Genomic DNA, 22,136 nt, shown 5'->3' on the forward strand with positions numbered 1-22,136 from the left:
TTTCTGTTCGCCGTGTTTATTTTGAGCTTTTTTCCGCACCGATGATTCTGGAAGTTGCTTTCTTTTCCGGCTTGTCAGCAGCTGCATCTGCTTTTTTCTCCGGCTGCTCTTCTTCCTCCTCTTCCTTCGGCTTGTAATGATCACGTACTTTTTTCTCTAGTTCTTCCATGATCTCCGGATGTTCTCTCAGATAGGTCTTGGCATTCTCCCGTCCCTGTCCTATCTTATCTCCGTTGTATGCATACCATGCACCACTCTTATTCACAGCATTTATACTGGTGGCAAGATCCAGAATATCTCCCTCTTTGGAAATTCCTTTTCCGAACATAATATCAAATTCAGCCTCTTTAAACGGTGGTGCGATCTTATTCTTTACGACCTTGATCCTGGTACGGTTTCCGACCATCTCTCCGCCCTGCTTCAACGTCTCGATCCGGCGTACATCCATTCTCACGGAAGCATAGAACTTCAGTGCACGTCCTCCGGTCGTTGTCTCCGGATTTCCAAACATCACACCAACCTTTTCACGGAGCTGGTTGATAAAGATCACGATACAGTTGGATTTGCTGATTACAGGAGTCAGTTTCCGAAGTGCCTGAGACATCAGACGCGCCTGCAGACCCACATGGGAATCTCCCATATCTCCTTCAATCTCCTGTCTCGGAACCAGAGCTGCCACAGAGTCCACAACGATAATATCAATGGCTCCGGATCGTACCATCGTCTCTGTAATCTCCAGGGCCTGATCTCCGCTGTCCGGCTGGGAAATATATAATTCATCAATATCCACTCCGATATTCTTTGCATATACAGGGTCCAACGCATGCTCTGCATCTACAAATCCTGCAATACCGCCTCTCTTCTGTACCTCCGCGATCATATGGAGGGCAACCGTCGTCTTACCACTGGACTCCGGTCCGTAAATCTCGATAATACGTCCTTTCGGCACTCCGCCAAGTCCCAGTGCCAGATCCAGACTCAGGCATCCGGTAGGAACCGTCTCCACATTAACATTGGCAGCGGAATCTCCAAGCTTCATTACCGTTCCCTTACCGAAATCTTTCTCTAATTTTGCGATTGCAGCCTCTAAGGCCTTTTTCTTGCTATCTTCAATTGCCATAATCAATCTCCTTCTAATACCGAACAGTTGTTCGTTCTTTACTTATAGTAGTATATCTGTTAGAAAATGTCAACTGGAATTTCGGCAGATTCTGCCGGTAGATAAGTTTTGAATCTTTCGGGTACATTCAGATCATTCAGAATATTTATGGAATTTATTCATACTAACACACTTTTCTTTAAAGTACAACCCGTGAATCTTTCCGTATTCAGAAAATCCCCACAGGATTTTCTGCAGAGATTTCTGAGATTTTCTGAAATTTCCGCAGAAGATTCTGCCGGGGATTCTTCTTTTTATTTTTCTTTCATTTCTTCCACACGTTTCTGAATCGTCCGGTTAAAATTCTCGATCTTCCGCTGATAGGACGTTTTCATGTAAGATGAATTCAGCATAAAATCTGCTGTCGCAAGATTGTTGGCAATCGGAATATCATAAACCACCGCAATACGAAGCAGGGCTTTCACATCCGGATCATGTGGCTGTGCTTCCAGCGGATCCCATAAAAAGATCATAAAATCAATCTGACCCTCTACGATCTTTGCACCGATCTGCTGATCCCCTCCCAGTGGACCGCTGCAGTATCCTTTTACCGGAAGTCCGGTTCTCTCCGCAATCAGTCTTGCAGTGGTTCCGGTTCCGCACAGAAAATGAAATTTCAGGATTTCTTTGTTACGGTCGCACCAGTCTACCAGTTCCTTCTTTTTCCCATCGTGAGCTACCAGCGCAATGTGTTTGGTTGCCCCGATTTCCATTGTGACATACGCATCATTCAGCATAGTATTCCTCCTGTCTGTCAACTCTGTGTTCTGCTTCTGTTTTTCCGTCCTGATTTTCTGTTTCTATTATGCTTCTTATTTATTGTTGTACTTTCTCAGCAATTTCACCCTGCTTTTTATAAATACTTTCTGCCGGAACAAATCCGCGGACAGAGGATAGTGGGTAAATATTGGTATGTGCTCCGATCACAGCTCCCGGATTTAAAATAGAACCGCATCCAACTTCCACAAAATCCCCCAACATCGCGCCGAATTTCTTCATACCAGTCTCAATCTCTTCTTCCGGTGTATGCACAACCACCAGCTTTTTATCGGATTTCACGTTGGATGTAATGGAACCTGCACCCATGTGGGAACGATAGCCCAAAACAGAATCTCCCACATAGTTATAATGCGGCACCTGCACTTTATTGAACAGAATCACATTTTTCAGCTCGGTGGAATTTCCTACCACGGCACCTTCTCCCACGATTGCATTCCCCCGGATAAACGCACAGTGTCTGACTTCTGCCTCTTTCCCGATGATCGCCGGTCCATGAATATAAGCGGTCGGTGCAACGGTCGCGCTTTTTGCGATCCAGACTTCTTCCGACGGATGGTCATACTCTTCCTCACTCAGTGTTTTCCCCAGTTCCAGGATAAAATCATGGATCTTCGGCAACACTTCCCATGGATAGGTCACCCCATCAAAGATCTCTTTCGCGATAGTTTCCTCCAGCGTATACAGTTCCTTTACGGTAAGTCCTTTCATTTTTTCTTCCCCTTTCCATATTGTCTGCCTGTCGTTTTTTTATAAAAAGATGCTGCTTTCTGATAACACTCTCTTAACTGATACTGATTATTCAGTCCTTTTACTCCGTCAATTCTGCTGACAATAAAATGATCCAGTTTCTGCATATATTCTTCGGATGTAATCTCTCCGTTTGCCACATAATTCAATCCCTTTTCCCAACTGGCTGTCAGCTCCGGGTTCAGTAGCGACCGGATGGAATTCGCCACCACATCATAGACCATTTCTCCCTGTAAGGTCGGAGTAATGACCTGGGTCTTTTTATTCAGTGCCAGATACTTGATATTGACTAATTTTTTCAGGATCTCTGCCCTGGTTGCAGACGTTCCGATCCCACTTCCCTTAATCTGAGAACGAAGTTCTTCATCCTCGATCAGTTGTCCTGCATTTTCCATGGCAAGGATCATAGATCCGGAATTGTAACGTTTCGGAGGAGAGGTTTCTCCTTCTTTGATTTCCAGTTTATTTACCTCAATCTCCTGCCCCTTTTTCAGTTGCTGGATTGCCTGGAACAATGCCGTAGAGGACTCACCGGAATCTTCCTCATCTTTCTTGTCTGTTCCAGCATCTGCGTCATTCTTCTTATAGCCTGCCACTTTCAGATATCCTTCTTCCGCCAGAACTCTTAAAGAGGCAAAAAAGCTCTCCCCCCGAACCTGAACGGTAATTGCTACTTTCTGATACACTGCCGGCGGATAAAAGATGCTTAAAAATCTGCGAACAATCATATCATACACGCCATGTGCGGTTCCGTTCAAACCTTTCAGGTTGTTCAGCCCCTGCCCGGTGGGAATGATGGCATAATGGTCTGTAATCTGTTTGTCATTGACATACCGGGTCTTTGCAAGTCCTTTATGGGTTCCAAACTTCAGGATATCCTGCAGATAAGGCGCCGCCATCTCATATTTGCTCAGTCCGTTCAGATTGCGATGGATTTCTTTTGCAACCGCGGTGGAAAGCACACGGGCATCTGTACGCGGATAGGTGACCATCTTTTTCTCGTAAAGTTCCTGCACGATACGGAGGGTTTCATCCGGGCTGATCTTAAACCGCTTAGAACATTCATTCTGCAGCTCCGCAAGGTTGAACAAAAGGGGCGGATTTTTCCGTTCTTTCTTTCGTTCCAGTGCAGCAATCTTTCCTTTCACCGGCTGTTCTTCCTGAAGCCACTGCATCAGCTCCTCTGCTTTCTTTCTCTCTTTAAATCCATTTTCTTTATAAAGATCAAAAGATTCAAAATACCTGGAACCTTTGACGGCTCTCCACTCACCCTCAAACTGCTGATCCTCTGCCACAAAAGTTCCGATCAGACGGTAAAAAGGCGTCTTTACAAACTCCCGGATCTCCCGTTCTCTTCGCACCACCATTCCAAGCACGCAGGTCATGACACGTCCTACCGAGATGACCGAATATTTCGTCTGAAGAAAGCCGGAAATGCTATTCCCATATTTCAAAGTCAACAGCCTGGAAAAATTGATTCCCATCAAATAATCCTCTTTGGCTCTCAAATATGCCGAATCACTGAGATTGTCATATTCTGACAGATCTTTTGCTTCCCTGATTCCTCTTAAAATCTCTTCTTCTGTCTGGGAGTCGATCCAGACTCTGCGCCTTTTCTTTCCCTCTACATGTGCTTCCTGTTCCACCAACCGGTAGATATATTCTCCTTCTCGCCCGGAATCGGTACAGACATAGATCGTATCCACATCCTCCCGGTTTAGAAGCCCTTTTACAATCGAGAACTGTTTCGCCACAGCCGGAATCACTTCGTACTTAAATTCCTCAGGAATAAACGGCAGAGTCGTAAGGCTCCACCGTTTCAATGCCGGATCATATTCTTCCGGATAACTCATCGTCACCAGATGTCCCACGCACCAGGTGACGATCGCCTCCTCCGATTCAATATATCCGTCTTTTCGTCTTGTATTTAATTTTAATGCTTTTGCAAATTCAGCCGCAACAGAAGGCTTCTCTGCAATATATACTGCTTTCGCCATAAAAAGGCATACTCCTTCATTATTTTTTAAACAGATTTCGAACTTTTTTAAAGATCGATCTCTTTTCCTCGATGGCGCGAGGTCTCTCTGCATTCATGGCCTCTTCCATAAACACTTCCTGAGAAATCACCGGACGGGCAGTCACCGGCTTCTTCACCAGAGTTCCGTCACTCTTCAAAAGACGCGCCTTCACATTATCCGCCAGCATCACCTTGAGCATATGGTTGATCCGCGCTTTGATCGCATCGTCATATACCGGGCACGCTACTTCCACACGCTTTTCGGTGTTTCTCGTCATCATATCTGCCGAACCGATATAGATCTTCTGTTCCTCACCCTTTCCGAAGCTGAAAATCCTCGGATGTTCCAGAAATCTTCCCACAATACTGGTTACCGTCAGATTCTCCGTCTCTCCCGGAATTCCCGGAAGAATACAGCAAATACCACGAACGATCAGATCCACTTTCACACCTGCTCTTGACGCCTCTGCTACTTTCTGGATAAAATCTACGTCCGTCACCGAATTCATCTTCATGATCACACGGCCATTCTTTCCCTTGGCAATCTCTTCATCAATCAATGACAGAATCTTCGGTTTCAAACTACTTGGAGAAACGATCAGATGACGGTAAGAGCCTTCCACGTTCCCGATCGACATATTTTTAAAGAAAGTCGCCGCATCTTCACCAATCTCCTGATCCGCCGTAATCAGTGACAGATCCGTATACATCTTCGCTGTTTTTTCGTTATAGTTTCCGGTTCCCACCTGCGTAATGTAACGGATGTCATTCCGGTTTCGATAGGTAATCAGACAGATCTTGGAATGAACCTTATAGCCCTCAAAGCCATAAATCACCCGGCATCCCGCCTCTTCCATCCGTTCCGACCAGTCGATGTTGTTCTGTTCATCGAATCTGGCTCTCAGCTCGATCAGTGCCGTAACGTCCTTTCCGTTTTCAGCCGCCGCACACAGATATTCAACCAGTCTCGTCTTCTTCGCCAGTCGATAGATCGTAATCTTGATGGTCATGACATTCGGATCCACAGAAGCTTCTTTGATCAACTGCAAAAACGGATCCATGCTCTCATAAGGATAGGACAACAGGATATCTTTCTTCTTCACCTGAGCCATCACATTTCCCTTTGCAACCATCGCTGCCGGCTGCGGAGTAAACGGGCGATCCACCAGAGAACGTTTCATGGATTCCGGTACTTTATCAATAATTGCGAAAATGAAATCCAGCTTCATCGGCATCTTGGTCCGAAAAATGCATTTCGGCTCGATGTTCAGTTTTTCACAGAAATATTTTTCCATCTCTTTCGAAAGCGGATGTGCCACTTCCAGACGCACTGCCGCCAGTCTCCGTCTTTTATGAAGTGTTTCCTGCATGATCACACGGAAATCTTCGTTATCCGAATAAGCCTCATCATCCGGTGCAATATCTGCATTTCTCGTAACGCAGACATAATTCTTCTCCGAAACCTCATATTGTTCAAATACCAGTTCCAGATATTCCATGATCACTTTTTCCATACGGATATAGCGGATATCATGTCCCGGAAGATAAAGAATATCAGACACAAACTGAGGAACCGGCACGATTCCAACCATGGTCTTATTATCCAGTTTCAGATTTGCGATCACATAGAGCTCTTTATTCTGCAAATGCGGAAAAGGATGATTGGAATCTACGATAGTCGGAGACAGCAGGGGTAAGATCTGCTCCTTAAAATATTTTTTTACATATTTTTTCTCCTGGTTCTCCAGTTCTTTAAAATCCAGCCCGCAGACCCCATATGGATGAAGCTGTTTCTTGATCTCATTGTAAGTCTTGTCGCGTTCCTTATAAAGCGGCGCAACCGCCTCATAGATCTTGTCAAGCTGCTCCTTCGGAGTCATGCCGGAGCGTTTATCCTTTGTCTCGTCCCCCATCGCGATCATATCGTAGAGACTGCCCACACGGATCATAAAAAACTCATCCAGATTGCTGGTAAAAATCGACACAAACTTCATGCGCTCCAGAAGTGGAACCGTCTCATCCTGCGCCTCTTCCAGTACTCTATGGTCAAATCTCAGCCAGGACAATTCCCTGTTCTGCGTATACCGTAACATTTCCTTTTCCATTGCTTTCCCTCAACTTTCTTCTGTGTGTAAAATGTCCGCTTCGGATCATTCCAACCATCTTATCACACAGCTTTTTATATTTTTTATACTCCATGTGAAATCTCTGTAAAGTCCTACAGAATTTTCATACTGCCCATTAGGGATATTTTACCACGACAGTCCCGGAAAAGCCAGACAGAAAAAAGCCATTGCTCTTCTCCGGCCTCACGCCGGATTCGGGCAATGGCTTGCATTTCATTAAACGTTCGCTCTATTTTGCAGAAATGTAACCCTTTGCGGTCAGAGATTCTGCACACAGAACAGCTCCACCTGCCGCACCTCTTACGGTGTTGTGGGAAAGACCTACAAACTTGTAGTCAAACATGCTGTCTTCTCTCAGACGTCCGATGGAAACTCCCATACCGTTTTCATAATCTACATCCAGTCTTACCTGCGGACGGTTGTCTTCTTCCATATAACGGATAAACTGCTCCGGTGCACTCGGAAGTCCTGCTTCCTGCGGGAATCCTTTGAAGTTCACCAGTTTTTCGATCAACTGTTCCTTCGTCGGCTTCTTTTCAAAATTAATGAAAACTGCGGCTGTATGACCGTTCAGAACCGGAACACGGATGCACTGGCAGGTAATCTTCGGCAGTTCTGCCTTTACGATCTCGCCATTTTCCACTTTACCCAGGACACGAAGCGGCTCCTGCTCACTCTTTTCTTCTTCTCCACCGATGAACGGAATGATATTTTCCACCATTTCCGGCCAGTCCTTAAAAGTCTTTCCTGCTCCGGAAATTGCCTGATAAGTTGTGGCAACTACTTCCTTTGGTCCGAATTCCTTCCATGCTGCCAGACACGGTGCATAACTCTGAATGGAACAGTTCGGTTTTACTGCAACAAAACCTCTGGTTGTTCCGAGTCTCTTCTTCTGCGCCTCGATCACTTCGAAATGATCAATATTAACCTCCGGAATTACCATCGGTACATCCGGTGTCCAGCGATGTGCGCTGTTGTTGGATACTACCGGTGTCTCTGTCTTTGCATATGCATCTTCGATGGCACGAATCTCCTCTTTTGACATATCCACTGCGCTGAATACAAAATCAACGGTAGATGCCACGGTCTCGATCTCATTGATATCATGTACGATCAGATCTTTGACTGCTTCCGGCATCGGTGTGGTCATCTTCCATCTTCCGCCGACTGCATCTTCGTAACGTTTTCCGGCAGAACGCGGGCTTGCTGCCACTGTAACCACCTCAAACCAGGGATGATTTTCCAGCAGGGAAATAAACCGCTGACCAACCATTCCAGTTGCACCCAAAATTCCAACTCTTAACTTCTGTTCCATTTCTTCTTCTCCTTTATCTTTCTATGACTGGTTGTTCCGTTGCAGACTCTGCAATCATCAACCTTCTCTTTTTTATATGACGGCTTATTTCTTGTATATACCGTTTTCCTTGCACTTACTTGCCGGGAACTTCCTGTTCCTTCAGATAAGCCTCTTCTTTTTCAATGACTTCTTTCATCGCACGTTCTCCCGGTGCTCCGATGGTATTTCGCATCTCCACACAGGTCTTCATGCTGATTGCCTCATAGATATCTTCTTCAAATACCGGAGAAATCTTTTTCAGTTCTTCCAGAGACATATCATCCAGAGCAATCTTCCGATCAATACAATACAGCACAAGCTGTCCCACGATTCCATGTGCATCCCGGAATGGAACTCCATGTTTTACCAGGTAATCTGCCGCATCCGTTGCATTGGTAAATCCGTGTTTTGCACTTTCTTCCATCCGGTCTTTTCGGAAGTTCATCGTCTTTATCATGCCGGTAAACAAGGCAAGGCATCCTTTCGTGGTATCAATCGCATCAAAAGTCAGCTCTTTGTCTTCCTGCATATCTTTATTATAAGCAAGCGGGATTCCCTTCATCGCTGTCAAAAGAGACATCAGTGCTCCATAGACTCTTCCGGTCTTTCCTCTTACCAGTTCCGCGATATCCGGATTCTTTTTCTGCGGCATGATACTGCTGCCGGTACTGTATGCATCATCAATCTCAACAAACTGATACTCATTGGAATTCCAGATGATCACTTCCTCTGAAAAACGACTCAGATGCATCATGATCGTTGACAGAGCAGACAAGAATTCAATCAGATAATCTCTGTCTGCCACAGAATCCATACTGTTCAGAGTCGGTCCGTAAAAATCAAGAAGACTGGCTGTATACTCCCGATCCAACGGATAGGTCGTACCGGCAAGTGCTCCGGAACCAAGCGGACAGTAATTCATTCTCTCATAGATATCTTTCATTCGCTGGCGATCCCGCTTAAACATCTCAAAGTAAGCGCCAAGGTGATGTGCCAGCGTAATCGGCTGTGCCTTCTGAAGATGGGTAAATCCCGGCATAAATGTGGCCGTATGCTCTTTCATCATTTTCAAAAGAACTTCCAGCAGTTCTCTTAACAGATAATCCACTTCCAGGATCTCATCTCTTGTATAAAGCTTCATATCCAGCGCAACCTGATCATTTCTGCTGCGGCCGGTATGTAATTTCTTTCCAACATCTCCGATCCGGTCGATCAGATTTGCCTCTACGAAGCTGTGAATATCCTCATACTCATCTGTGATCAGAAGTGTACCTTCTTCCACATCCTTTAATATGCCTTTCAGACCGGCAATGATCTGATCTCTTTCTTCTTCCGTCAGAATCCCCTGTTTTGCAAGCATGGTTACATGCGCGATACTTCCGCGGATATCCTGCCTGTAGAATTTCTGATCAAAAGAAATGGAGGCATTGAAATTATAGACTAATTTATCGGTTTCTTTTGTGAAACGTCCACCCCACAACTGTGCCATTTCTTTCTCTTCCCTTCTGCATCTTTCTGTAAAATCAAACTTTGTTCCTTAGTGTATCACAATCCCTCGTTTTCTGTCTACCCACATTTCTCTCAACTTTTTGTCTGAATTTTCCGTTCCCTTAAGGAAAATTCACAACCACAGTAATCCTGACGGTACAATCCATACTCTGCCGAGAGCTCGATGGAACGTTTGTATCCTTCTTTTTTCTTAAAATCCGAGAAAAGATAGGCCGCGCCATATTCTTCGGCCAGCTTTCCGCCAATCTCATTTAATTTCTGTGCATTTTTCATGGGACTGATCGACAGCGTAGTGGTAAAAAAGTCGAATTCTTTTTCTTTTGCCAGTTCCGCCGTCTTCCTCAGACGCATCTCATAACAGGCAAAACACCGGACACCGCCTTCTTTTAACGCCTCCATTCCCTCTGCCATTTTATAAAATGCTTCTTTTTCATACACGCCTTCCAAAAAGGACACCGGATGAAGCGTCTTCATCCTTCGGATCAGGCCTTTCTGCTCTTCCACCCGTTTCCAGTATTCCTCTTCCGGGTAAATGTTTGGATTATAATAAAAAACCGTAATCTCAAAATGGTTGGACAGATATTCCAGAACATAACTGCTACACGGTGCACAACAACTGTGAAGCAGAAGTTTTGGCACCTCTCCTCTTTCTTCCAGTTTTTTTATAACCTTATCCAGTTCTTTCTGATAATTAATCTTTGGAAGATTCTGCATGAATTTTATTTCCTCTTTTCTTTATACATTATTTTTCTTAGGTTATCGTGGCATCTGCGTTCCGCTTCGGTCAGTACAGGCACAGACTTTTGCCCGTTGTTTCGCGTAAAATATAGCCTGCATACTTCAGTTTCTTTCCACACACTCCATTTTTTTAGGAATACTATAAACTAGAACCATTCCAAAAAAGGAGGAAATGTATGGAACCACTGATCCATCTGTCTCATGTTTCTTTTTCCTATCATACACCTGGCGGCGAAACACTGGCTTTATCTGATATAGATTTTTCTGTATATCCCGAGGAATTTCTGGCCATCGTCGGTCCCTCCGGCTGCGGAAAATCCACGCTTCTCTCCATTTTATCCGGACTTCTGAAACCGGAAAAAGGAGAACGTCTTGCATCTAACCTCACAATCGGCTACATGCTGCAACGGGATCATCTCTTTGAGTGGCGCAGTATCTGGAAAAATGTAACCCTTGGACTGGAAATTCAAAAACGACTGAACGCCGAAACAAAAGTTTACGCACGCTCCCTGCTTAAAGAATACGGCCTGCTGCCTTTTGCTGACTCTTATCCTTCCGAACTTTCCGGTGGGATGCGGCAAAGAGCCGCCCTGATCCGCACGCTAGTCCTAAAACCGGACCTCCTGTTGTTGGATGAACCATTTTCCGCACTGGACTATCAGACCCGCTTAAATGTCAGCAACGATATCGGCCAGATTCTCCGCCACTCGAAAAAGACCGCTATTCTGGTTACCCATGATTTGTCGGAAGCCATTTCCCTTGCTGACCGTGTCATCACCCTAAGTTCCAGGCCTGCCACGATCTCGAACATCGTGCCGATTCAGTTTGAGCTTGACGAGGATACACCTCTGCACCGCAGAAACGCCCCGGAATTCAAACAATATTTCAATCTTCTATGGAAGGAGTTAAATCAGTCATGACCCAAATTTCTACTGAGCAACAAGCATATCTGCGCCACCTGAAAAAACACCGCATGATCGTTCAGTTTTTCCGTTTCTTTCTGCTCCTGCTCTTTCTTGGACTCTGGGAAATCTCTTCCGGAAATGGCTGGATCGATTCTTTTATTTTCAGCAGTCCTTCCAGAATCTTTCAGTGTTTTTTAACTATGACAAAAGACCGTTTTATTTTCCCTCACATCCGAATTACTTTTCAGGAAACCATGATCAGCTTTCTTCTGGTTACATTTTTCGGAATTCTCCTGGCGATTCTGCTCTGGTCCAGTCAGAAATGTTCTGAAATTCTGGATCCCTACCTTGTGGTGCTGAACAGTCTCCCGAAGTCCGCCCTTGCCCCGCTTCTGATCGTATGGCTGGGTGCCACCAAAACCACCATCATCGTCGCCGGAATGTCGGTGGCCATCTTCGGATGCATCTTAAATCTGTACACCGCATTTCTCTCCACAGATCCGGAAAAGATCTTCCTGATCTATACCCTGGGCGGCACAAAACTTCAAGTGCTGACCAAAGTCGTCATCCCCTCCAACGTAGGCTCCGTCATCAATGCCATGAAAGTCAATATCGGACTTTGTCTCGTGGGGGTGATCATCGGAGAATTTCTGGCTGCAAGACAGGGCCTTGGCTATCTGATCATCTATGCCAGCCAGACTTTCAAAATGGAATGGCTCCTTACCAGTCTGTGCCTGCTCTGCCTGATGTCTGCTCTGTTGTACAGCCTGATCAGGCTACTGGAGCAACGTGTAAGCCGATAACAAAAAATAAATCTGCTCCTATACCGGCATCTATCTGGATTTGTTTCCAGGCTTCCTGATTCTGGTGCTGATACACCCCACACTAAGTCCGAGCAGTGCCGGTATTACCCAACCGAATCCATACTCTGCCATAGGCAGATATCCTCTCACATTCTCCAGCATTTTCAGGATACTGACCGCCTCTTTCAGGGCTTCCGGCAGTGCCGTTACAAAGTCAAGACCTGCTGCCACCAATGTAAAAGCGGTAGTCCACTGATACACCACTTTTGCATTTCCAAACCATTTGCCAAAAATCGCCAGCAACGACAGTGTAATCGCCAGTGGATACAAAAACATCAGAACTGGCAGGGAATAGGTGATGATCGCATTCAATCCCAAATTGGCGATCAGAAAAGATCCGACACAAAAAAGAATCGCCCAGGTTCGATAGGACGGTCCATTTGGAAAAAGCTTTACAAATGTTTCTCCACAGCTTGTGATCAGCCCGATTGCCGTCTTTAAGCATGCCACGGTTACCATTCCTGCCAGAATCAGACCTCCTGTCTTTCCATAATAATGATGTGCAATCTGTAAAAATCCGATCCCGCCATTTTCTGCGAGAGGCAGAATTCCTCTGCTAGTCGCCCCTGCCATCGCCACACAGACATAAATGATTCCCATCAGCGCAGAACTGAACATGCCTGCTTTTACCGTATTTTTCGCCACATCTCCGGCAGATTTCACATCCAGGCTGCGAATTACATTGACCACAATGATTCCAAAAGCAAGCCCGGCAATGGCATCCATCGTATTATATCCTTCCAGAAATCCCTGAAAAAAAGGCTGACTTGCATAACCTCCAATGGGTATCACCTCCGTAATCTTTCCCATCGGCGAAAACATACAACGGATCAAAAGCAACGCCAGCAACAACAAAAATAAGGGATTTAAGATTTTTCCGATCCAGGTCAGAATTTCTCCCGGTTTTAAGGAAAAATACAACACACACAGGAAAAACAACAGAGAAAAAATCCCCTGAAACAACGTCTCATGATTTCCGTTCACATATTGTTCCATTCCCACAGTATAGGATACCGTCGCACATCTTGGAATAGCAAAAAAGGGACCGATCGTCAGATAACAGAGCATCGTAAAAAACACGCCATAGCGTCTTCCCACATTACATCCCAGTTCTAAAAGACCATCTTTTCTGCTGAGGCCCAATGCCGCCACTACCAGAAGTGGCAAACCTACTCCCGTAATCAGAAAACCTGCTGTGGCCAGCCATAGGTGTTTCCCTGCCATCTGCCCCATGGAAATCGGGAAAATCAGATTCCCCGCTCCGAAAAACAGTCCAAACAACATACTGGATACACTCAGTAACTCCTGTTTTGTTAAATTCTTTTTCATACTGTTTTGCTCCTTAACTAATCTGCCACCGGACATTGCTTCCGCTTTCTGTCTTTTCCACGATCAGTTGGTCTTCAATCTCCTGCTTCAGTTCTGATACATGAGAAATGATTCCAATCAGCTTGGAACCTCCTGCCAGTTGCTGCAATACTTTTACCGCCTGATTCCTGGAATGTTCATCCAGAGAACCGAATCCTTCGTCGATAAACAGAATATCCAGATTGATGGCCGCCGAGCTCTCCTGTATCTGATCTGCCATTCCAAGCGCCAGGGATAACGCAGCCATAAAAGATTCTCCGCCTGACAGGGTTCTGATCTCCCGCTCTTTTCCGGTTACATTTGAATAAACCATCAGATCCAGTCCTCTATTTTTTCCAATACCGGCTTTTTCCAGATCACAGAGTCTCAGTTCATACTGTCCCGCCGACATCTGATAGAATTTCTCATTGGCACTGTATAAGATCTGTTCCAGGTAATATCGCTGCACGTAGGTCTCGATATCCATTCTCGCCCCGGAAACCTTTCCCGCAAGCGTCAGGTACAGATGGCTGACCGCCTGTAATTCCTTTAACAGTTCCTGTCTTTCCGCCAATTTGGGATTCAGTGTATGATAGACCGTTTGATCTGTCTCGTACATCCGGCGGAGTGTCTGAAAATCTTCCCCGGACAGCTGCGCTTTTTTCGTCTGGATTTCTTTTTGTTCCAGTAATGCATCCCTGTCCGGGCGTTTTTTTCCTTCCAGACTTTCCTTTGCCGTTTTTAATGCCGCTTCCAGAGCAGACGCCGTTTTCGCCGCTTCCCTCGCCTCTTTCTGATACTCTGTTCCTTGTATTCTTGTATACATTTCCGTCAGATTTTTCCAGGTTTTTTCCGACTTTCCGGAAGCGGTCAGCATCTCTTCATACCGCTTCTGAAGTTCTGTCGATCTTTCCTTTTCCAGTGGCAGACGATTTTCAAATTCTTTCAGAAGGGTTTCCTTTTCTTCTTTCTCCGATCGAAGCTGTTTTTCTGTCTTCTCCTGTTTCTCATACTGTTCCCTGGCCGTCTCTGTTTTTCTCTTCTGAAGATTCAGATGTTTTAGAGCCGATTCTCTGTACTCGAAAATGTTTTCTTTTTCCAGTTCTTCGATTCGCTCCCTGACTTTCTCATACTCCGTTTTTAAACGCACCCGTTCTTCTGCCAGAGTTTTCTGTTCTGTCTCCTGTCGCTCTTTTTCTTCTTCCAGTTCCTTTAACTTTTGTTTTGCCTGTCGTGCAGACTGAAGCTGTTCCCGGATATTTTTCCTTTCCTCGTTCAGCTTCTGTGCCTCTTCTTTCAACCATTCTTTGCCTTTTCCCGCTGTATAAAAAACGCCCTGATTTCTCAGTTCCTCCTGTTTTAGCAATCGCTCTGCTTCTTTTGCCTGCTGATGACTCTCCAGCTTCGCCGCTTTTTCAGACTCCTTTGCCATCTTCTTCTGTGCTTCTTGAACCTGATCCTGATACTGTTTCACCTGTTCTCTGGTCAGCTCTTCCTCTTCCGGCTCCAGGATACAGGGAGATGGATGTGTCAGGGAACCACAGACCGGACACGGACTTCCGGGAATCAGTTTTTCCTTTGCCAGAATCCCTGCCTGCGCATCAAAAAAACGGCTCTGAATTTCCAGAAACTGCTGATTCTTTATCAGATACTGCTCTCTTGCTTTTTCATAACACTTTCGCTGCTCCTCAAGTTTCTCTTTTCCCTGAAGACATTCTATTTCCAGTGTTTCAAGCAGCATTGCATCTTTCTTCCGGTTCTCATAGATTTCCCGTTTTAACTTCCATTGTTCTGCCAGAACTTCTGCCTGTGCTGTCGCTTCCTGAACTTCTTTCCATTGTTCCGTTTCTTTCTTCTGTTCTTCCTGTTGCTTTAAAAGAAGCGCTTCCTTTTCTTCCAGTTCTTTGTTCTGTGTCTGACAGTTCTTCTCTTTCGTTCGATTCTCCGAAAGTTCTTCCAGAATCTTCAATGCTTGATGTACCTGTTCCTCTGTTTTGGCAAATGTATTTGCCTCACTCTGCCATCGGGTCTTGCTTTCCGTCAGCTGCCGCTCTGCCAGCTCCAGATTCTCTTTTAATCCCGGCAGCAGTCGTTGCAGCTTTTCCATACTTTTTTCAATCGTTTCTTTACGCTTTAATACTTCTTCATACTGTTCCCAGGCATTTTTTATCTCCCAGGCCGCAAGGATCTCAGCACCTTTTTCTTCCTTTTCTGCATCTTCTTTCAGCCTTTGATTCTGTCTTTCTTTTTCTGTTTTCACCTGTTCATACTGAACGAATCTTTTTTCGGTCTCCTCTCCCTGTACCCAGGCAGTTTCCGCGCGATTTCTTTCTTCCTCAGCCATTTTCCATGCAAGCTCTGCCTCTTTCTTTTTGTCTGACAGCCAGCCGTTCATCCCTTCCAGCCGCTCCATCAATTCTTCCAGGTCCACGATGGAAAGCTGATCGGATTTCAGGATTTTCTCCTTTAGTTCCCGCAATCGTTGCAGATTTTCACGCTGTTCTTTTTCCGCTTCCTGTAGATTGCCCTGTGTCTCCGACACCTCAGCTCCTTGGTTCTTCAACGTTTTTTGAGGATCTTCCAACGCAGGTAATACAAGATGACCGATCTCCGCCTGACAGAATGTTTTCAGAATCCCAAGATTTTTTTCCTTCTCCCGTTTCCGCTCTCCCAGGTCCTCTACAATCTGTTGATACCGGTCTGTATGAAACAGTTTTCTGAAAATCGGTTTCTTATCTTCGGATTTTGCCCGCAGCAGTTCCATAAATTCTCCCTGTGCGATCATCGCGATCTGCATGAACTGCTCCCTGGTAAGCCCCACGATCTCTTCTATTTTTTTCTGTGCTTCTTTCTGCGGATATTCTGTCCCGTCCGGCATCCAGAGGGTCAGCGACGCCGATACATCCACCATGCCCTTTCCGCGCTGTTTGGGACGGATGTGCTTTGGGATCCTGCGAACGGTGTATTCGGCCTCACGCTCCCCTTCTTTTTCCAGAAACACAAATTCTACAAAAGGCTCTGCTTGCGGATCTGCATACTGACTTTGAAGTTCTGTGCCCTCTTTTCTGTTCATCACAGAACTTGCCTGTCCGTAAATTGCAAAAACCATTGCGTCAAAGATCGTCGTCTTTCCTGCTCCCGTGTCACCCGTAATCAGAAACAGATTTTGATTCGGTACCGTAAAATCAATGACAGTCTTTTTTCCATAAGAACCGAAAGCCTGCATGGTAAGTCTCACCGGTTTCATGCGTCCACCTCCCCTGTCTGATTCACAACCTCTTTCAGAATTGCTTCCTCCGATGCATTTAACTCTCCCAGAAATGCCTCACACATCTGATAGGGATTTAATTTTAAGGCTTCTCTTTTCTGCCCGTTCTCCTGATACTTCGCCATCCTCTGTATCTCCCGTCTGATCTCCAGAAGATTCGGGAAGGCATGAAGCAGCCGTTCTTTCATATCGACCACATCCAGATCCACTTTATCTTCCAGAACAACCGTCACATAGTCTGCACACTCCTGTGACAGCACCTGTTCCAGCGTTCCTTTTAAGATCTTCACCTGCCGAAGCGGCTTTAACGGCAGACGCTGAATCTGTGGCGGTTCTCCTTTTTCTTTCAGCTCCACCATTACAATACTCTTTTCCTGCCCGGCTTCACTGACCGAATAAGCCAGTGGCGTTCCACAGTAACAAATGGTGTCTTTTCCCACATTCATTGGCTTATGAATATGCCCCAGCGCAACATAATCAAAAGGATCCAACAGATCTGTTTTGACCTGATCAATGTTGCCCACCGTACAGATTTCCGAATCCATTCGCTCTATCTGATCTGCTATGGTACCTGACGGCAGATAAAACTGATGGCTGACCAGCACATTTCTCCGGTTCTCATCGATCTTCTCCCTGGCGATCAACCGGCGTAAACTCTCGTCATAAGTCAGATTATTTCCTTCTTTGTCCGTTCCTACAATCTGTTTGATCATCGATGGTTTCACAAAAGGCAACAGATAGAACACTACGTCTCCGTATTCATCGTGGCAAAGTACTTTCTCGATCTGCTCCCCTTCTTTCATCGGTGGATTTCCGATCATATAAAGATTCTGACCGGACAAAATCTTCCGAAATGTATTCACTCTCGGTGCGCTGTCGTGATTCCCGCTGATCATCATGCAGACCGCCTCCGGTACCGCTTGTTTTAAACCGGTAATAAACCAGTCAAACAGTTCCACAGCTTCTGCCGAGGGCACCGCTTTGTCATAGATATCTCCGGCGATCACGATGGCATCCGGTTTTTCCTGTTTTGCACAGGATATAATCTGATGAAATATATAAGTCTGATCTTCTTTCAGATCCCGGTTAAACAACCGGATTCCTATATGAAGATCCGATAAATGAAATATCTTCAAGTGTTTTCCTCCTCTGATATAAAACAATTATACTATCAGTTTGCCTTTGTCTCAATCAGCAATTTTCTCCATGCTGTTTCATTTTTCACGATTCGATTTCAAATGATTTTCGTCGTACTTTTAAATCTTCTTTTTTAGAAAAAACAGTTGAATTTTCTGCGTAAATAAGATATACTAATTTAGGTTTGAATTTCAAATCGTGCTGAAATAGCTCAGTTGGTAGAGCACTTCACTCGTAATGAAGGGGTCGTCGGTTCGAGTCCGATTTTCAGCTTAAAAAAGGCTTGTACATCTTGTACAGGCCTTTTTCATTTTAGGTTTACTTCTTAATTTCTTCTGCAAAAGGAATGCATACAGGAACATCCGATTATTCTAATTTTCTTCCCTCTCTACATGAACCGTCAACTGATTATACGGAATCTCAATTCCGTTCTCGTCAAACTGATACTTAATATCCTCCAGAAATTGCCATCTTGCATTCCAGTAATCTTCCGTTTTCACCCAGGCACGGATTCCGAGGATCACAGCGCTGTCCGCCAGATCACTGACAAAGACTCTGTGTTCTTTCTGCTCTTCAATCAACTTGCTTTCTTCGATCAGTTTTCTCAGGATCTCTTTTGCCTTCTTCAGATCCGCCTGATAAGAAATACCGACTCGCAGATCCAGTTGCCGCATGGATGCCTCCGTGGTATTGGTCAGCGTACTGTTAGCCAGTGTACCATTTGGAATTACAATGATTTTATTATCCACCGTAGAAAGTTTGGTATAGAAAATCTGAATTTCCTTTACCGTTCCCTCATTTTTTCCGGAATCCTCGATAATATAATCGCCTACTACGAATGGTTTCAACAGCAGGATCAATACACCGCCCGCAAAGTTGGATAAGGTTCCCTGCAATGCCAGACCTACTGCCACACCACCGGATGCCAGAAGAGCCGCCACCGAAGTGGATTCCACACCCAGTTTTACTGCAATCGAAAAGATCAGTAATGCATACAACAGAAATTTAAGCAATGAGTCAATAAACTGCATCACACCTTTATCTGCATTCGCCCGCTCCATGGAATGTCTGACGACTTTTCGGATCCATTTGATCACAAATCGTCCGATAATGAATACCACAATGCATAACACAACCCTGATTCCAAAAGAGATCAGTGCAGGGATATTCTGCTGAAACAGATTCCAGGCACTGGTCACCTCATCCGTTGCATCTGCAATTGTCTGCGCTGCTGCTTCCGTCGCAGCATCTGTCGTATCACTGGTCGATACCGCAGAGGATTTCACGGCAGTTGCCGCAAAACTTATTTTTTCTGTAAGCTTTATGTTTGACATGAGATTAAACCATAGTCCTGTCATATAACCATCTCTCCTGTTTTACTTTTGGCTTTCTGTTCAAGCCATTCTGCATTTATTTCTGTCTAAAACCTTCTTTTATTCCAAACACCTGTAAGAGTCTCCCCGATTTTCTGCGTCAGAGTTTTATCCTTAAAATCCCCCTGTTTCACGGTTTCAGTTGGAGAAACGCACAGAGGTTTCCACGTCGTTCTCCCATGACCCGGTGTGAGTACAGGATCTTCGAGTTGCATCTTGTACACACGTTAGTTACCGTCATATGCTCCGGACGAATCCCTGCCTCTAAAAAGACCTGACGGTTTGCCTCCCAGAGGTTCAACTGGTATTTTCCGTTTGATTTCCTGTAAAATAATTTATCCCAGATTGTGTCCGTAAAATTCTGCCGAAATTGCTCGATCACATCTTCACTGACTTCATAGCAATCCTGACAAATCGACGGTCCTACCGCTGCCAGAATATCTGCCGGATCACAACCATATTCTTCCTGCATGCGTCGAACAGTCACCTGCCCCATCTTCCCAACGGTTCCTCTCCAGCCGGAATGAGACAGTCCGATTACTTTTTTCTTCGGATCCAGAAAATACAGCGGTACACAGTCTGCATAGGAGGTCACCAAGCAAATTCCCGGCACATTCGTCACCAGACCATCCACATCCGTATATGGGCGCTCTCTTGTCACCCCATATCCCGCGTCTGCTTCTGTCACCATCCGAACATTCGTCGTATGGGTCTGTCTGGAATATACCATTTTCTCACACGGAATTCCCATCGCCTCTCCGATCTGCCGGAAATTCTCCTTCACACACTCCGGATCATCTCCTCTGGTGAAACTCAGGTTCATGGATGCGTACTCCCCCTGGCTTACGCCTCCTAACCTGGTGGAAAATCCGCTCCTGACAAGACCGGTTTCTTCCAGAATCCGCACTTTTAGATAAGGTACTTCTCCTGTTACTTCCTCAAACACCGATTCTGTTGTCTTATATTCCAGGCCTAAACTTTCTGTATTCATATCCTTCTTCGCACCGCTCTCTTTCGGTTTTATTCTCTTCTTACATTTTTCTTCTGACGATTTTGGCTCCGCCTTATTCTGCGGCTATTTTTTTCTATCCTGTTCTGTCCATTGTACACTCATCCGCAGACTCACTTTATCCTTCAGAAAGCTTCAAATGCATTCTGGATCCACTCCACCTTTTCCCCGCAGATCCCAATCACATCAAATCTGCACGGAACATCAAAGAGTCCTGCCTTTACCAGATAAAGTCTGGCTCCCTTGATCATGGAACGCTGCTTTCTGAGATCCACTGCTTCCAGCGGCGATCCCTTGCTTTCGTCTTTGCGGTATTTCACTTCACAGAAGACCAGATACTCTCCGTCTTTCAGAATCAGATCAATCTCTCCACCTCTGAAATAATAATTATATTCCAGGATCTGACACCCGTTTTCTTCCAGAAATGCACCGGCCAGTTTTTCATATCTTGCCCCTGTCTGTCGTTTATTCTGCATCTTCCCTCAAACTTCTTTTTTCATTCATAAATCTGTGTCACAGGAAATTCTTAATAAAAGTCCTTCTGTGTATCGGGGTCGGTCCCAGTTCTTTTAATGCCGCAATATGGGCTACGGAACCATAGCCTTTGTTACCTGCAAAATCATACCCCGGAAAGATCTTGTCATATTCTTCCATCAGATGATCTCGTTCTACCTTCGCCACAATACTTGCGGCTGCAATCGAAACACTTTTCGCATCCCCCTTGATGATCGGCACCTGCGGAACCACCACTTCCGGAATCGTCACAGCATCATTTAACAGAAGATCCGGTCTTACTTCCAGATTAGAAATCGCCATCCGCATCGCCTCATAGGTAGCCTGAAGGATATTGATCTGATCAATTCGTTCCGGAGAAACCATTCCGAGTCCTACCGCAATTGCCTTTTCGCGGATTTCTTTCGCCAGTTCTTCCCGTTTCTTCGGTGAAAGCTTTTTGGAATCATTCAGATATAAAATCTGCACATCTTTCGGAAGGATCACGGCTCCTGCTGTCACCGGTCCTGCAAGAGGCCCACGGCCGACTTCGTCAATTCCACAGATTGCCAGATACTGCCCGTATTTTTTTTCATAGACTTTCATCTGTTCGAGCCGATCAAGTTCCTGCTGATATTTCAGATCATCTGCCTGATATTTTTTGATCAGCTTCTGCACACCGCTTCTCATATCCCCGGCATATGCCTGATATAACCCCTGGCGTTCTGATCGTTCACAGGCTTTAAACTCTGTCTCGATTTCTTTGATACTACTCATGTTTAATCACTCCAAATTCGCTGAAGGGCCAAATCCTGATCCAGGCTCTTCCGATCAGATCCTTTCTGTTCAGGACACCGACCGTCACCGCACGGCTGTCCTGACTGTGGTTTCTGTTGTCTCCCAACACAAAATATTCATTCTCGCCAAGCTGGATCGGTTCTTCGGCAATTCCCGGATCATCCATCAATTCATTTCCGTAATGTTCATCCAGTTGTTCGCCATTGATATAGACGTATCCATCTTTTACCTGTACCGTCTCTCCAGGCAATCCGATAATTCTCTTGATAAAATATGTATTCTTTTCATAGGCATAAGGGAACACGATAATATCGTATCTCTTTGGATCTCTGAATCGATAGGAAATCTTATCCACGATCAAATTGTCCCCGTCTGACAGGGTCGTCTCCATCGAAGATCCGCTGACGCGGGTTCTCTGGCCTACAAATGTGATGATCAGATAGGTCAGGCCGATAATGATCAGGATATATATCAGCCAGCCCAACATTTCTCTTACTATACTTCTGTCCTCGCTATTTCTCACAGATTTTCC

19 protein-coding genes and 1 tRNA gene are annotated in these 22,136 nt (G+C 45.2%); 3 read left to right on the forward strand and 17 right to left on the reverse strand.

Annotated elements, in window-relative coordinates; translation table 11 throughout:
- Positions 1 to 16 precede the first annotated feature (16 nt).
- The 9 genes from recA to KGMB01110_RS14735 form a co-directional block, all read right to left on the reverse strand.
- Complete coding sequence (recA, locus tag KGMB01110_RS14700) at positions 17 to 1,120, reverse strand: recombinase RecA (protein WP_117602328.1); 1,104 nt, start codon at positions 1,118 to 1,120, stop codon at positions 17 to 19.
- A 293-nt stretch (positions 1,121 to 1,413) separates the two neighbouring features.
- Positions 1,414 to 1,896: a methylglyoxal synthase gene (locus KGMB01110_RS14705; RefSeq protein ID WP_117888364.1), complete on the reverse strand. Its 483-nt coding sequence runs from the start codon at positions 1,894 to 1,896 to the stop codon at positions 1,414 to 1,416.
- A 79-nt stretch (positions 1,897 to 1,975) separates the two neighbouring features.
- Positions 1,976 to 2,647 carry an acyltransferase gene (locus KGMB01110_RS14710; protein ID WP_117602331.1) on the reverse strand — a complete coding sequence of 224 codons (672 nt, stop codon included), beginning with the start codon at positions 2,645 to 2,647 and terminating at the stop codon, positions 1,976 to 1,978.
- Entirely contained in the window at positions 2,644 to 4,683 is a 2,040-nt protein-coding gene (locus tag KGMB01110_RS14715; RefSeq protein WP_119299341.1) for a DNA topoisomerase, read from the reverse strand. Before KGMB01110_RS14715 ends, KGMB01110_RS14710 begins: the two co-directional genes overlap by 4 nt.
- 19 nt (positions 4,684 to 4,702) lie before the next feature.
- The gene (ppk1, locus tag KGMB01110_RS14720) at positions 4,703 to 6,808 is read right to left on the reverse strand and encodes a polyphosphate kinase 1 (RefSeq protein ID WP_119299343.1); all 2,106 of its coding nucleotides are present in this window, start codon (positions 6,806 to 6,808) and stop codon (positions 4,703 to 4,705) included.
- Entirely contained in the window at positions 6,750 to 6,902 is a 153-nt protein-coding gene (locus KGMB01110_RS15125; protein ID WP_158555669.1) for a hypothetical protein, read from the reverse strand. Before KGMB01110_RS15125 ends, ppk1 begins: the two co-directional genes overlap by 59 nt.
- Before the next feature lie 156 nt (positions 6,903 to 7,058).
- Positions 7,059 to 8,144: an aspartate-semialdehyde dehydrogenase gene (asd, locus tag KGMB01110_RS14725; RefSeq protein WP_119299345.1), complete on the reverse strand. Its 1,086-nt coding sequence runs from the start codon at positions 8,142 to 8,144 to the stop codon at positions 7,059 to 7,061.
- 115 nt (positions 8,145 to 8,259) lie between these two features.
- Positions 8,260 to 9,654: an argininosuccinate lyase gene (gene argH / locus KGMB01110_RS14730; RefSeq protein ID WP_117602335.1), complete on the reverse strand. Its 1,395-nt coding sequence runs from the start codon at positions 9,652 to 9,654 to the stop codon at positions 8,260 to 8,262.
- Positions 9,655 to 9,746: 92 nt separating this feature from the next.
- Positions 9,747 to 10,388 carry an epoxyqueuosine reductase QueH gene (locus KGMB01110_RS14735; protein WP_117602336.1) on the reverse strand — a complete coding sequence of 214 codons (642 nt, stop codon included), beginning with the start codon at positions 10,386 to 10,388 and terminating at the stop codon, positions 9,747 to 9,749.
- Between the two features lie 200 nt (positions 10,389 to 10,588).
- Here KGMB01110_RS14735 and KGMB01110_RS14740 point away from each other — a divergent pair, with 200 nt between their 5' ends.
- Complete coding sequence (locus KGMB01110_RS14740) at positions 10,589 to 11,332, forward strand: ABC transporter ATP-binding protein (RefSeq protein WP_119299347.1); 744 nt, start codon at positions 10,589 to 10,591, stop codon at positions 11,330 to 11,332.
- Complete coding sequence (locus KGMB01110_RS14745; protein WP_119299349.1) at positions 11,329 to 12,120, forward strand: ABC transporter permease; 792 nt, start codon at positions 11,329 to 11,331, stop codon at positions 12,118 to 12,120. The genes KGMB01110_RS14740 and KGMB01110_RS14745 overlap by 4 nt, the downstream gene beginning before the upstream one ends.
- 30 nt (positions 12,121 to 12,150) lie before the next feature.
- Here KGMB01110_RS14745 and brnQ read toward each other — a convergent pair whose 3' ends face one another.
- Genes brnQ through KGMB01110_RS14760 form a run of 3 tightly spaced genes read right to left on the reverse strand, consistent with a single transcriptional unit; the run spans position 12,151 to position 17,931 of the window.
- Positions 12,151 to 13,509: a branched-chain amino acid transport system II carrier protein gene (gene brnQ, locus KGMB01110_RS14750; protein ID WP_119299351.1), complete on the reverse strand. Its 1,359-nt coding sequence runs from the start codon at positions 13,507 to 13,509 to the stop codon at positions 12,151 to 12,153.
- A gap of 13 nt (positions 13,510 to 13,522) precedes the next feature.
- The gene (locus KGMB01110_RS14755; RefSeq protein ID WP_119299353.1) at positions 13,523 to 16,774 is read right to left on the reverse strand and encodes an SbcC/MukB-like Walker B domain-containing protein; all 3,252 of its coding nucleotides are present in this window, start codon (positions 16,772 to 16,774) and stop codon (positions 13,523 to 13,525) included.
- Entirely contained in the window at positions 16,771 to 17,931 is a 1,161-nt protein-coding gene (locus KGMB01110_RS14760) for an exonuclease SbcCD subunit D (protein ID WP_117888372.1), read from the reverse strand. The genes KGMB01110_RS14755 and KGMB01110_RS14760 overlap by 4 nt, the downstream gene beginning before the upstream one ends.
- A 201-nt stretch (positions 17,932 to 18,132) precedes the next feature.
- Between KGMB01110_RS14760 and KGMB01110_RS14765 the strand changes: the two genes are divergently transcribed.
- Positions 18,133 to 18,205, forward strand: a tRNA-Thr gene (locus KGMB01110_RS14765).
- Positions 18,206 to 18,303: 98 nt separating this feature from the next.
- On the opposite strand, the gene KGMB01110_RS14770 is transcribed toward KGMB01110_RS14765, so the two are convergent.
- The 5 genes from KGMB01110_RS14770 to lepB form a co-directional block, all read right to left on the reverse strand.
- Positions 18,304 to 19,290, reverse strand: coding sequence for a mechanosensitive ion channel family protein (locus KGMB01110_RS14770; RefSeq protein ID WP_243112880.1), 987 nt, complete (start codon positions 19,288 to 19,290; stop codon positions 18,304 to 18,306).
- A 145-nt stretch (positions 19,291 to 19,435) separates the two neighbouring features.
- Positions 19,436 to 20,296 carry a peptidoglycan editing factor PgeF gene (gene pgeF / locus KGMB01110_RS14775; RefSeq protein WP_119299355.1) on the reverse strand — a complete coding sequence of 287 codons (861 nt, stop codon included), beginning with the start codon at positions 20,294 to 20,296 and terminating at the stop codon, positions 19,436 to 19,438.
- A 143-nt stretch (positions 20,297 to 20,439) separates the two neighbouring features.
- Positions 20,440 to 20,790, reverse strand: coding sequence for a YraN family protein (locus KGMB01110_RS14780; RefSeq protein ID WP_119299357.1), 351 nt, complete (start codon positions 20,788 to 20,790; stop codon positions 20,440 to 20,442).
- 37 nt (positions 20,791 to 20,827) lie between these two features.
- On the reverse strand, positions 20,828 to 21,583 hold the full coding sequence (locus KGMB01110_RS14785; protein WP_117888375.1) for a ribonuclease HII: 756 nt from the start codon (positions 21,581 to 21,583) through the stop codon (positions 20,828 to 20,830).
- Positions 21,576 to 22,091, reverse strand: a complete 516-nt coding sequence (lepB, locus tag KGMB01110_RS14790) for a signal peptidase I (protein ID WP_117602592.1) — start codon at positions 22,089 to 22,091, stop codon at positions 21,576 to 21,578. Before lepB ends, KGMB01110_RS14785 begins: the two co-directional genes overlap by 8 nt.
- Positions 22,092 to 22,136 lie beyond the last annotated feature (45 nt).

Source organism: Mediterraneibacter butyricigenes, assembly GCF_003574295.1.
GTDB lineage: Bacteria > Bacillota > Clostridia > Lachnospirales > Lachnospiraceae > Mediterraneibacter_A > Mediterraneibacter_A butyricigenes.

Coding starts and splice junctions, on each gene's coding strand:
- KGMB01110_RS14755 (WP_119299353.1), bottom strand. CDS start 16,774: ATGAAACCGGTGAGACTTACCATGCAGGCTTTCGGTTCTTATGGAAAA.
- KGMB01110_RS14770 (WP_243112880.1), bottom strand. CDS start 19,290: ATGACAGGACTATGGTTTAATCTCATGTCAAACATAAAGCTTACAGAA.
- KGMB01110_RS14780 (WP_119299357.1), bottom strand. CDS start 20,790: ATGCAGAATAAACGACAGACAGGGGCAAGATATGAAAAACTGGCCGGT.
- asd (WP_119299345.1), bottom strand. CDS start 8,144: ATGGAACAGAAGTTAAGAGTTGGAATTTTGGGTGCAACTGGAATGGTT.
- lepB (WP_117602592.1), bottom strand. CDS start 22,091: ATGTTGGGCTGGCTGATATATATCCTGATCATTATCGGCCTGACCTAT.
- KGMB01110_RS14785 (WP_117888375.1), bottom strand. CDS start 21,583: ATGAGTAGTATCAAAGAAATCGAGACAGAGTTTAAAGCCTGTGAACGA.
- KGMB01110_RS14715 (WP_119299341.1), bottom strand. CDS start 4,683: ATGGCGAAAGCAGTATATATTGCAGAGAAGCCTTCTGTTGCGGCTGAA.
- KGMB01110_RS14705 (WP_117888364.1), bottom strand. CDS start 1,896: ATGCTGAATGATGCGTATGTCACAATGGAAATCGGGGCAACCAAACAC.
- ppk1 (WP_119299343.1), bottom strand. CDS start 6,808: ATGGAAAAGGAAATGTTACGGTATACGCAGAACAGGGAATTGTCCTGG.
- KGMB01110_RS14710 (WP_117602331.1), bottom strand. CDS start 2,647: ATGAAAGGACTTACCGTAAAGGAACTGTATACGCTGGAGGAAACTATC.
- brnQ (WP_119299351.1), bottom strand. CDS start 13,509: ATGAAAAAGAATTTAACAAAACAGGAGTTACTGAGTGTATCCAGTATG.
- KGMB01110_RS14740 (WP_119299347.1), top strand. CDS start 10,589: ATGGAACCACTGATCCATCTGTCTCATGTTTCTTTTTCCTATCATACA.
- KGMB01110_RS15125 (WP_158555669.1), bottom strand. CDS start 6,902: ATGGAGTATAAAAAATATAAAAAGCTGTGTGATAAGATGGTTGGAATG.
- pgeF (WP_119299355.1), bottom strand. CDS start 20,296: ATGAATACAGAAAGTTTAGGCCTGGAATATAAGACAACAGAATCGGTG.
- argH (WP_117602335.1), bottom strand. CDS start 9,654: ATGGCACAGTTGTGGGGTGGACGTTTCACAAAAGAAACCGATAAATTA.
- KGMB01110_RS14735 (WP_117602336.1), bottom strand. CDS start 10,388: ATGCAGAATCTTCCAAAGATTAATTATCAGAAAGAACTGGATAAGGTT.
- KGMB01110_RS14745 (WP_119299349.1), top strand. CDS start 11,329: ATGACCCAAATTTCTACTGAGCAACAAGCATATCTGCGCCACCTGAAA.
- recA (WP_117602328.1), bottom strand. CDS start 1,120: ATGGCAATTGAAGATAGCAAGAAAAAGGCCTTAGAGGCTGCAATCGCA.